A 10,490-nucleotide genomic window follows, 5' to 3' on the forward strand; every position below is an offset into this window, starting at 1 on the left:
AGCGATGAGTACGGCGGAGGAGACGACCGCGGGCGACCCGCAGGCCTGGGCAGAGGTCACGCCCGACGCGGCCCGGCGGCTGCTGATCGCCGCCGTGGAGGCCTTCGCCGAGCGCGGCTACCACGCGACGACCACCCGGGACATCGCCGGCCGCGCCGGGATGAGTCCGGCCGCGCTCTACATCCACTACAAGACCAAGGAAGAGCTGCTCCACCGGATCAGCAGGATCGGCCACGAGAAGGCCCTCGACATCCTGCGGACGGCGGCGGCGCGCGAGGGCAGCGCCGCCGAGCGGCTCGCCGACGCCGTCAGCTCCTTCGTGCGCTGGCACGCGGGCGGCCGTACCACCGCGCGGGTCGTGCAGTACGAACTCGACTCGCTCGGCCCGGACGCCCGCGCCGAGATCCTCGCGCTGCGCCGGCAGGTCGACGCCGAGGTGCGCGGGATCGTCGAGGACGGGGTCGCGGACGGCTCCTTCGACGTGCCGGACGTGAAGGGCACGACCCTCGCGATCCTGTCGCTGTGCATCGACGTGGCGCGCTGGTTCAGCCTCGACGGCCCCCGGACGCCCGAGGAGGTCGGCGCGCTCTACGCCGACCTCGTACTGCGGATGGTGGGGGCCAACTAGCCGCCGTCGTGCGGGGTTTGGCCGCCTAGAGGTAGTAGCGCGACACCGACTCGGCCACGCACACCGGCTTGTCGCCGCCCTCGCGCTCCACGGTGAACGTGACCGTCACCTGGACGCCGCCCGGTACGTCGTCGACGCCGGTGATCGTCGCGGTGGCGCGCAGCCGGGAGTCGACCGGGACGGGGGCGGGGAAACGGACCTTGTTCGTCCCGTAGTTGACGCCCATCTTCACGCCCTCGACTTTGATGAGCTGCGGTCCGAAGAGCGGGAGCAGCGACAGGGTGAGGTAGCCGTGCGCGATGGTCGTCTTGAAGGGGCCCGCCGCGGCCTTCTCAGGGTCCACGTGGATCCACTGGTGGTCGCCCGTCGCGTCCGCGAACAGGTCGATCCGCTTCTGGTCCACCTCCACCCAGTCGCTGTACCCCAGCTGCTCGCCGACCGCCGCCCGCAGGTCGTCGACGGAGGTGAAGATCCTCGGCTCTGCCATGTCCCGGCCTCTCACGTCATCCAGCATCGTCTGTTCCTACATGCCTAAGCAACTGCTTAGCATGGTCGTATGCCGGGCCGCTGTCAACGGAACACCTGTGCCGGTGGATGGGTAGGGTTCGAGGGGTGCCCCAGATTCCCGAGAAGATCCACGAGCTGACCGTCGGCCAACTCGCCGCGCGCAGCGGTGCCGCCGTCTCCGCCCTGCACTTCTACGAGGCCAAGGGTCTGATCAGCAGCCGCCGCACCACGGGCAACCAGCGCCGGTACACCCGTGACACCCTGCGCCGGGTCGCCTTCGTGCGGGCCGCCCAGCGCGTCGGCATCCCGCTGGCCACCATCCGCGAGGCGCTCGCCGAACTCCCCGAGGAGCGCACCCCGACCCGCGAGGACTGGGCCCACCTCTCCGAGGCCTGGCGCTCCGAACTCGACGAACGCATCAAGCAGCTCAACCGCCTCCGCGACCACCTCACCGACTGCATCGGCTGCGGCTGCCTCTCCCTGGCGACCTGCGTCCTCTCCAACCCGGACGACGTGATCGGCGAACGGGGCGCGGGTTCCCGCCTGATGACAGAACCGAGCGCACACAGGCCTCGGGGCTGGGGGACGAATCCCGGCCCCGAGGAACGCGATTGAGCGCTGGGAACGCCGGCTGTCACACGTACCGCGGTGAGTGGTTCGCGCGCCGGCCGTCAGCCGCGCCGCGGCGAGGACAGCGCAGGGGGCGTCGCTCGCGCCGCGACGACGGCTTCGCCCGTCGCCCTTCGCCCGTCGCCCTTCGCCCGTCGCACGACTGCGGCGACGGCTGTGTGCGCTGCGCCATCACCCGCATCGCGGTGGGGGTTTCGCGCGCCGGGGCGTCACGCGCACCGCGATCGGGGGTGCGCGCGTCGGCCGTCACGCGCACCGTGGCGAGGACCGCGCGCGGGTGGTCGCTCGTACCGCGTCGGCCGTCACGTGTACCGCGACGACCAACGCGCGCCGTGGCGTCCCCCGTGCCCCGACGGCCTGAGCTTCGCGCGCCCGGACTCACTCGTACTCCGTGCCGCCCTTCCGCGTCAGATACGCGGCGCTCACCGCCTTGGCGATCGCCCGGCCGCCGGTCACGGGGCTGTAGCGTTCCACGGCGGGGCGGATCACGACGCCCTCCCGCAGGTGCAGTTCCCGCCCGGACACGGTCTCGCGACCGCTCGCGACCTCCAGCACCCGCTCGATGTCGTACGGCCCCTCGTACAGCCGGGGCACCAACGGCAGCTCCCCGTCGAGGAGTTCGGTCGCGTCCAGCCAGCGCACCGCTCCGTCGATCTCGGCGGAGACGTCGAACACGGCGTAGCCGAGGGTGCTGCGGCGGCCGTCGGCGCCGTAGGTGAGGTCCTGTACGCCCGCGCCGAACACCTCGCCGAAGATGCCGACGCGGCGCGCGCCGAGTCGTTCGGCGAGGCGGGCGGCGGTCTCGGGGACGCCGTGGGCGAGGACCGCCCGCCAGTAGAGATTGCGCGGATCCTCTTTCAGGGCAAGGGACTTGGCGCCGAAGCCCTTCGAGGAGACCTGGACGCGGCCGTCCTCGGAGAAGTAGGTGAGCAGGCAGGCGGAGCCGTGCAGTTTCTCGGTCAGGACCACAGCCTCGCCCGGTTCGAATATCCCGGGAAACCGCTGGATGTTCTCGATGTCCACCCAGGGCAGCAGATCGGGCGCGGTCTCGACGTCACCGTCCATGGTGGGCGGGATCGGCGGCACCCACTTGACGATGCCGAGCAGTTCCGCGAAGTCGGTGCCGTCCAGGGCGGCCCGGGCCAGATCCACGTCCGCGAGCGCCTTGGGCCGGCAGACGATGCCCTGCGACAGCTCACCGCGCAGGCGCACCGCCTTGACCCGGTCGGCGTTGCTCCCCGCGAGGCGTCCGGTCAGGCCCAGCTCCTCGATCAGCGCGGCCGGGAGCACGGACTGCTCGGGGATGTAGACGGCGGTGTCACCGGTGCGGTACTCGCCCTTGGCGACGACGGCCCGGTACAGGCCGACCTGGGCCAGTTCGAGGGCGTCGGCGTTCGGGTGTTCATGGACGGTCAGCACTTCGGCGGTGACGCGCAGCGTCGACATCGGGACTCCTCGGGTTCCTCAGCTGGGTTTCATCGCCTCCAACTGTCCTGATCCGAAACCGGGTTGAGCGAGTGGAATATCGGCTGCTAGGGCCGGCCCGCGGCCGGCGTCGAAACCGGTTGGTCGTGACTCCGTGGCTTGTGTTTCCATTCCGGAGTGGACATCCGGGAGAGGACCGACGGCGACGTCGAGGAGTGCGTGCGGGTCCTCGCGGAGGTCCACGCGCACGACGGCTATCCGGTCAACTGGCCCGACCGGCCCGGTGAGTGGCTGACCCACGGCCCCTCGCTGGGTTCCTGGGTCGCCGAACGCGAAGGCCGCCTCGTCGGGCATGTCGGTCTGGCGCCCGCCGGCGAAGGCGATCTGGCGCCGGTGCTGTGGGGCGAGCGGACGGGGGTGCCGCCGGGTACGGCCGCCGTCGTCGGCAGACTGTTCGTCTCCCCGCAGGCGAGGGGGCATCGGATCGGCGCACTGCTGATCGGCCGGGCGGTGCGGGAGGCGCGGCGGCACGGCCTGCACCCGGTGCTCGACGTCGTCACCACCGATACCGCGGCCGCCGCCCTGTACGAGCGGTTGGGCTGGGAGAAGATGGCCACGGTCGAGCAGCGATGGAGCCCGCAGCAGACGGTGGCCGTCAGTTGTTACGCGGCGCCTTCCTGACCTCCGTACTGGACCAGCGCCTCGGTGACCAACTGCGCGTTGGACAGGGCCCGTCGGCCGTCCGGCAGGTACAGCGTGTCCTCCAGGCCCATTCGGGTCGCGAGCCCCAGCCGCCCCGCGAGCCGGAGCACCGGCCAGGCGCCGCCGTCCTCACCGTGCAGCAGAACAGGGCGGCCGTGGTCGGTGTCCAGCTCGGCGAGGAGGGCACGCGCGGACGCTTCCGCCGTGTCCGCGTCGGGGTCGGTCACCTCCGCGAGGACCCGCAGCACCTTCGAGCGGAGCGGTGAGACGGCGAACCGGGCGGCCCCGTCCGTGCCGGACCAGATACCGGCCTCCACACCGACACCCCGGTCCAGCAGCACCGCCGCGACCTCCTCGGCGCCCGGCTCGTGCCAGTTGACCGAGGCGTGGTCGGGCAGCACGGTCCAGCCGCGCACCCGCTCGAGACGGGCGGCGGGCTCCGGCTCGGCCCAGGCACCGGTGGTCACACCGACCGGCACCGTCACCCGCGCCCGTATCACGTCGAGCGTCACCGCGAGGACGCGCGGCGACAACGTGTCGTCCCCACAAGGGGACTTGGGATGGACATGTATCTCCGTGGCCCCCACCGCGACGGCCTCGGCCGCGGCGTCCGCCATCGCCCCCGGCGAGACCGGCACCATCACCCCGTCGACGGCCCCACGGACCCCGTTGAGACAGACCTGCACCATGCCCCGATGGTGCCACCCGCCACTGACGACGCCCGCCCGTCCACTGACGACGCCCGCCCGTCGGCCGGCCCCTCAGTCCCACACCCACCGGATCCCCACCCGGCAGAGCCCCACCCCCAGCGCCACCGCGTGCACCGACCCCGACGCGTCCACCCGCAGCCGTTGCTCCCTGGGCCGCGCGGCACCGGCGCGGGAGTCGAGGCCGTTCGTGCGGAACGAGTAACACGCGCGAGGCAGCGCCCCCTTCGCGAACCGGACTTCCAGCAGGTGTTCGCGCATCGGCACATGAATCGTCGTCTCGGCGCGCAGGGAGTACGGGCGCGGGTCCCGGTGCTCGACCGTGTAGTCGACGATGACGGTCTCGCCGCGGGCCAGCGGGCGGTCGAAGAGCAGCTCGGCCGCGACCAGCCCCTCGGCGGGCAGTTCGACGACGGTGCCCAGCCGGGCCGGGGCCGCCGGGCGGAACCGCGGCAGCGGGCCGGGGGCGTCGAGGCGGTACAGGGCGATCCAGCGGTCCGCGCCGTCCGCCTCGGCGCGCAGCAGCCGGCGGCTGGTCATGGAGCGGACGCTGCGGTCGGCGTCCACGTCGACCCGGTTGTGGCAGCTGAGCCGGGTCAGGCTGTCGTCCCAGCGGGTGTCGAGCGCGGCGAGGACGGCGGTGAGGTCGCCATGGTCCGACCAGACCCGGGCCAGATCCGGGTGGTCGCCGACCGGTGGCAGCCAGCGGCCTCGTGGCCGGGGCGGTCCGAGCAGTCCGGAGAGCGCGCCGGGCGGCAGCCGCAGGACGTCCTCCAGTACGGTCAGTGCCGCCAACGACCGTTGCCGTTCGGGCTGGTAGCGCCCGGACTGCCAGGAGCTGAGCGTCGCCGACGCCACCGGCGTACCGCGCCGCAGCAGCCGGTCCTGGATCCGGTCCAGGCTCAGCCCGCTGGCCGCGATGGCCGCGCGCAGCGCCTCGTGGAACGGCATCGCCCCGGTTCCGGGCGTCGCGTACTCCGGTCTGGAAGTCACGCACTCCAGCTGAGGTCAGGGCGGCCGTGGGGCGGAAGACCGTTGCCCTGAAGTTTGGTCAGTCTTGCCCGGTGATTGATCAAATTTGAGTGAACCTGTCAGATTTCTCAGTTGTTGCGCCGCCAATTCCCTCAAGACTGAAGGGCCTTGACCGTCTTGCCATGCCCATGAAGGCTCGCGGAAGCTGCTGTCCACTGCCGTCACGGCAGTCCCCCCACCCCCTCGAATGACGGAGAGTCATGTCCCCGAGATCTTCCGCCGGGTTCGTTCTCGTCACCGCCGCAGCCCTCACCGCCGCCCTGGCCACGCCCTCGTCGGCCGCCTCGAACACCCCTGCCCAACTCACCCAGTCCATAGCGAGCCACGAGAGCCACACCCTGCGCGGGCTCGCGCAGCCGGGCAAGGTCAACGCCACCGTCTCGTCCACCAACTGGTCCGGCTACGCGGCCACCGGCTCGACCGGCGCCTACACGTCGGTGACCTCGTCCTGGACCCAGCCGACCGTCACCTGCTCCTCGGCCACCACGTACTCGTCGTTCTGGGTCGGTCTCGACGGCTACAGCAACTCCGCGCTGGAGCAGACCGGTACGGAGGCCGACTGCATCGGCGGCAAGGCCACCTACGGCGCCTGGTGGGAGGTGCTGCCCGCCTCCGAGAGCGCGTACTCCGGTGTCACCGTCAAGGGCGGCGACAAGTTCACCGCGACCGTGACCTACACCGGCTCCACCTTCACCATGACCCTCGCCGACTCCACCGAGGGCTGGACCAAGACGACCACGCACGCGGGCTCGTCCGGCTTCAAGAACGCCTCCGCCGAGGTCGTCGCCGAGGCCCCCGAGGTCGGCGGCTCGGTCGCGAGCCTCGCCAACTTCGGCACCGTGACCTTCACCGGCGCCAAGGCCAACGGCAGCAACCTGGACACCTTCTCGCCGAACGAGATCGTGATGACGAAGAGCAGCAGCTCCGCCGTACGGGCCCAGCCGGGCTCGATCTCCGCCGGCAGCTTCGCCGACGTCTGGAAGGCCAGCTGACGCCTGCGGCGCACCACTCGGGGGCTGTCGACGGATCGCCGTCGGCAGCCTCGGCCGTTGCGGGAGCAAGGGCAAACCGGCTTGCTCAGAAGGGGGTGCGGCATCCCCGGCGCACCCCTGGCGCCCTTCTTCGTTTGCCCCGGTTCAGGCCGACATCAGCAGCCGTCCGCGCCTGGCGTAGGCCAGGGCCTCGGGCGTGAGCACCGGACGCGGGACGACGATGCCGCAGTCGGTGCAGACCGGGCCCGAGGACGGTTCGTGGGCCAGGTCGTACTTCCACAGGAGGCGCTCCCCGGCGCACACCGGGCACACGGAACCCGGTTCGCGCTCCAGGGCGGCGATCAGCCGTCGCAGCACCTCGGCCAGTGGTTCATGGGGGTGGAGACGGGGGTCGTCGCACCAGGCGACTCCGAAGCCGCCCCAGGTCAGCCGGTGCCAGTCGTCCACGCTGCCCGGGCGGCGCAGCCCGTCGTGCTTCTCCTTCTTGCGGCGCTCGGCGAACCCCGCCTCATAGGCGAGCCAGACCTTGCGCGCCTCCTCCAACTCGTCCAGTGCGGCCACGAGCCGCGCCGGGTCGGGGGAGCGGTCCTCGGGTCCGAACCCGGCCCGGGAGCTCAAGTGGTCCCAGGTCGCCCTGTGCCCATAAGGGGCGAACCGCTCAAGGCACTTGCGCAGCGAGTAGCGCCGCAGCGCCAGATCGCACCGAGGGTCTCGCACCTGTCTCGCCAGACTCCGGAAACCGGCCATCGCCCTGCACCTCCGTCACACCTGCACCTGTACTTCGGTCACCTCGGCGTCGTCGTACGGACGTCGCCGAATAGACGTATCGACAAGCGATTTGGCTCCATCCGATTTCCGATGGCCCCCATAAGCCGCTCCTGCTCATCCAAAACTTGACGCATGTTCATCTTCAATCCCGGGGATACCGGCGGTAACGTCCGGCCACACCCCCGTCGGTAGGAGCCGTCATGCCTCGGCGCACCCCACGTAACTTGCTCGACAGACTGAGAACTCCCGGAAGATTCCCCGGGTTCCTGAAGGCCGCATCCGTATGCGCCCTCATTGCTGCCCTTTTGTCCCCTCTTGCCCAGGGGACCGCTACGGCTGCGACCGCCTCGAACGACTACTGCGGCGGCCAGTGCTCGGACATCCTCCCGGCCGGCGAGAACGGCAACGCCACCCTCGCCCAGATCCTGCTGAACCAGGCCTTCGGTTCCCAGCCCGCGCACGCCGAAGACCAGCTCGGCCCCTACGCCAACCTGGCCACGGGCGCCTCCACGCTGACCGACGCGAAGATCAACACCTTCTTCAACGACGCCTCGTTCGGGGTCCCCGCCGCCAACGTCGCCTCGACCGAGAACCCCAGCGGCCGTACCGATGTGACCATCGTCCGCGACAAGGCGACCGGTGTGCCGCACATCACAGGTACGACGCGCTACGGCACCGAGTACGGCGCCGGCTACGCGGCGGCCGAGGACCGGCTGTGGCTGATGGACGTCTTCCGGCACGTCGGACGAGGCCAGTTGACCACCTTCGCCGGCGGCGCGACCTCCAACCAGGGCCTTGAGCAGGAGTTCTACCGCAACGCCCCGTACTCCGAGGCCGAGCTCCAGTCCCAGATCGACAACGCCGTCGCCAACAACGGCGCCCGCGGCCAGCAGGCCCTCGCCGACGCCAACGCCTACCTGGCCGGCATCAACGCCTACATCGACGCCTCGGACAGCGGCCGTTACTTCCCCGGCGAGTACGTCCTCACCGGCCACAAGGACTCGATCACCAACGCCGGCACGATCGACCACTTCAAGATCACCGACCTGGTCGCGCTGGCCTCCGTCATCGGCTCGCTCTTCGGCTCCGGCGGTGGCGGCGAGGTCAACAACGCCATCTCGCTGCTCGCCGCCCAGGAGAAGTACGGCGTGACCGAGGGCACCAAGGTCTGGGAGTCCTTCCGCGAACGCAACGACCCCGAGGCCGTCCTCACCGTCCACAACGGCGAGAGCTTCCCCTACGGCACCAAGCCCACCACCGCCCAGGGCGAGGCCCTGCCGGACTCCGGTTCGGTGACGACCGAGCCGCTCGTCTACGACGCCACCGGCACCGGCGCCGACCAGAGCGCCTCCGCGGCCTCCGCCGCGGCGACCGCCACCGCCCTCAGCTCCGCGAAGCGCGGGATGTCCAACGCCCTTGTGGTGAGCGGCAAGTACACCGCGAGCGGCCACCCGATCGCCGTCTTCGGACCGCAGACCGGCTACTTCGCCCCCCAGCTGCTCATGCTCCAGGAGATCCAGGGCCCGGGCATCAGCGCCCGCGGCGCCTCCTTCGCGGGCCTGAGCATGTACGTCGAACTCGGCCGCGGCCAGGACTACTCGTGGTCCGCCACCACCTCCGGCCAGGACATCATCGACACCTACGCCGTCGAACTCTGCACGGACGACTACCACTACCTCTTCCACGGCACCTGCACGGCCATGGACGAGATCGAGCAGAAGAACTCCTGGAAGCCCACCACGGCCGACGGCACCGCGGCCGGGTCGTACACGATGAGAGTGTGGAAGACCAAGTACGGACCCGTCGAATACAGAGCGACCGTCGGCGGGAAAAAGGTCGCCTACACCACCCTGCGCTCCTCCTACATGCATGAGGCCGACTCGATCATCGGCTTCCAGATGCTCAACGACCCGGACTACGTGAAGAGTCCGCAGACCTTCCAGACCGCCGCGCAGCACATCAACTTCACGTTCAACTGGTTCTACGCCGACTCCCAGCACACCGCGTACTACAACAGCGGCAACAACCCGGTGCGGCCCAGCGGCGTCGACCCCGAGTTCCCGGTCTGGGGCCAGGCCGCCTACGAGTGGCAGAACTGGGACCCCACCACCAACACCTCCGACTACACCCCCGCCTCCGCGCACCCCAACTCCATCGACCAGGACTACTACATCTCCTGGAACAACAAACAGGCCCTCAACTACACGACGGCCAGCTGGGGTGACGGCTCCGTCCACCGGGGCAACCTCCTCGACGACCGGGTGAAGAAACTCGTCGCGGCCGGCGGGGTCACCAGAACCTCGCTGGTGAAGGCCATGTCGGACGCCTCCCTCACCGACCTGCGCGCCGAGGACGTACTGCCCGACCTCCTGAAGGTCGTCAACAGCAGTACGGTCACCGACACCACCGCGGCGGCGGCCGTCACCAAGCTGCAGACCTGGCTGACCGCGGGCGGCAAGCGCACGGAGACCTCGGCCGGGTCCAAGACCTACGCCAACTCCGACGCCATCCGGATCCTCGACGCCTGGTGGCCGCTGCTGGTGAAGGCCGAGTTCCAACCGGGCCTCGGTGACAGCCTGTACACCGCGTTCACCAACAACCTGTACATCGACGAGACCCCGTCCGCCGCCCACGGCCCGACCGGGTCGCACGCCGGCAGCTCCTTCCAGTACGGCTGGTGGAGCTACGTCGACAAGGACATCCGGTCCGTGCTCGGACAGACCGTCTCCGGACCGCTCGCCGAGCAGTACTGCGGCGGCGGCAGCCTCAGCGCCTGCCGGGACATCCTCATCAGCACCCTGAAGACGGCGGCCGGCACCACCGCGGCCACGGTCTACCCCGGGGACTCGCTGTGCTCGGCGGGCGACCAGTGGTGCGCCGACTCGATCGTCCAGCGCACCCTGGGCGGCATCAAGCACTACAACATCAGTTGGCAGAACCGGCCCACCTTCCAGCAAGTGGTGGAGTACACGTCACACCGGTGACGCCTGAGCGGGGGGGGGGGGGGCGGGCGCGCGCGCCCCCCCCCCCCCCCCCCCCCCCCCCCCGCGGGCGGGGGGGGGGGGGGGGGGGGCGGGCGCGGGGGGCGGGGGGCGGCGC

Annotated in this window: 10 protein-coding genes; 5 read left to right on the forward strand and 5 right to left on the reverse strand. The window is 70.7% G+C overall.

Annotated features, from left to right (window positions below):
* Window positions 1-4: 4 nt before the first annotated feature.
* On the forward strand, window positions 5-628 hold the full coding sequence (locus ACFXC1_RS24270; protein WP_381245746.1) for a TetR/AcrR family transcriptional regulator: 624 nt from the start codon (window positions 5-7) through the stop codon (window positions 626-628).
* Between the two features lie 25 nt (window positions 629-653).
* Here ACFXC1_RS24270 and ACFXC1_RS24275 read toward each other — a convergent pair whose 3' ends face one another.
* On the reverse strand, window positions 654-1,115 hold the full coding sequence (locus tag ACFXC1_RS24275) for a MaoC family dehydratase (protein ID WP_381246122.1): 462 nt from the start codon (window positions 1,113-1,115) through the stop codon (window positions 654-656).
* Window positions 1,116-1,240: 125 nt separating this feature from the next.
* Between ACFXC1_RS24275 and soxR the strand changes: the two genes are divergently transcribed.
* Window positions 1,241-1,750, forward strand: a complete 510-nt coding sequence (soxR, locus tag ACFXC1_RS24280; protein WP_381245748.1) for a redox-sensitive transcriptional activator SoxR — start codon at window positions 1,241-1,243, stop codon at window positions 1,748-1,750.
* 393 nt (window positions 1,751-2,143) lie between these two features.
* On the opposite strand, the gene ACFXC1_RS24285 is transcribed toward soxR, so the two are convergent.
* A complete protein-coding gene (locus ACFXC1_RS24285; protein WP_381245750.1) occupies window positions 2,144-3,211 on the reverse strand; it encodes an RNA ligase (ATP) in 1,068 nt (355 codons plus the stop codon).
* Between the two features lie 198 nt (window positions 3,212-3,409).
* On the opposite strand from ACFXC1_RS24285, the gene ACFXC1_RS24290 reads away from it, so the two are divergent.
* Window positions 3,410-3,871 (forward strand): GNAT family N-acetyltransferase, encoded by a 462-nt coding sequence (locus tag ACFXC1_RS24290; protein ID WP_381246124.1) that lies wholly within the window; start codon window positions 3,410-3,412, stop codon window positions 3,869-3,871.
* Here ACFXC1_RS24290 and ACFXC1_RS24295 read toward each other — a convergent pair.
* Both ACFXC1_RS24295 and ACFXC1_RS24300 read right to left on the reverse strand, forming a co-directional pair.
* Window positions 3,853-4,581, reverse strand: a complete 729-nt coding sequence (locus ACFXC1_RS24295) for a 3-keto-5-aminohexanoate cleavage protein (RefSeq protein WP_381245751.1) — start codon at window positions 4,579-4,581, stop codon at window positions 3,853-3,855. The two genes, ACFXC1_RS24290 and ACFXC1_RS24295, sit on opposite strands and share 19 nt — an antisense overlap.
* Before the next feature lie 72 nt (window positions 4,582-4,653).
* Window positions 4,654-5,592, reverse strand: a complete 939-nt coding sequence (locus ACFXC1_RS24300) for a hypothetical protein (RefSeq protein WP_381245752.1) — start codon at window positions 5,590-5,592, stop codon at window positions 4,654-4,656.
* Window positions 5,593-5,831: 239 nt separating this feature from the next.
* On the opposite strand from ACFXC1_RS24300, the gene ACFXC1_RS24305 reads away from it, so the two are divergent.
* Window positions 5,832-6,623: a G1 family glutamic endopeptidase gene (locus ACFXC1_RS24305; protein WP_381245754.1), complete on the forward strand. Its 792-nt coding sequence runs from the start codon at window positions 5,832-5,834 to the stop codon at window positions 6,621-6,623.
* A 144-nt stretch (window positions 6,624-6,767) separates the two neighbouring features.
* Here the strand turns inward: ACFXC1_RS24305 and ACFXC1_RS24310 are convergent, their stop codons facing one another.
* Window positions 6,768-7,370 carry a hypothetical protein gene (locus ACFXC1_RS24310; RefSeq protein ID WP_381245756.1) on the reverse strand — a complete coding sequence of 201 codons (603 nt, stop codon included), beginning with the start codon at window positions 7,368-7,370 and terminating at the stop codon, window positions 6,768-6,770.
* 221 nt (window positions 7,371-7,591) lie between these two features.
* Here ACFXC1_RS24310 and ACFXC1_RS24315 point away from each other — a divergent pair, with 221 nt between their 5' ends.
* Window positions 7,592-10,375 carry a penicillin acylase family protein gene (locus ACFXC1_RS24315; protein WP_381245758.1) on the forward strand — a complete coding sequence of 928 codons (2,784 nt, stop codon included), beginning with the start codon at window positions 7,592-7,594 and terminating at the stop codon, window positions 10,373-10,375.
* The last annotated feature ends 115 nt before the right edge of the window (window positions 10,376-10,490 follow it).

It is taken from the genome of Streptomyces hokutonensis (genome assembly GCF_042751305.1).
In the GTDB taxonomy this organism is placed as follows: domain Bacteria; phylum Actinomycetota; class Actinomycetes; order Streptomycetales; family Streptomycetaceae; genus Streptomyces; species Streptomyces hokutonensis_A.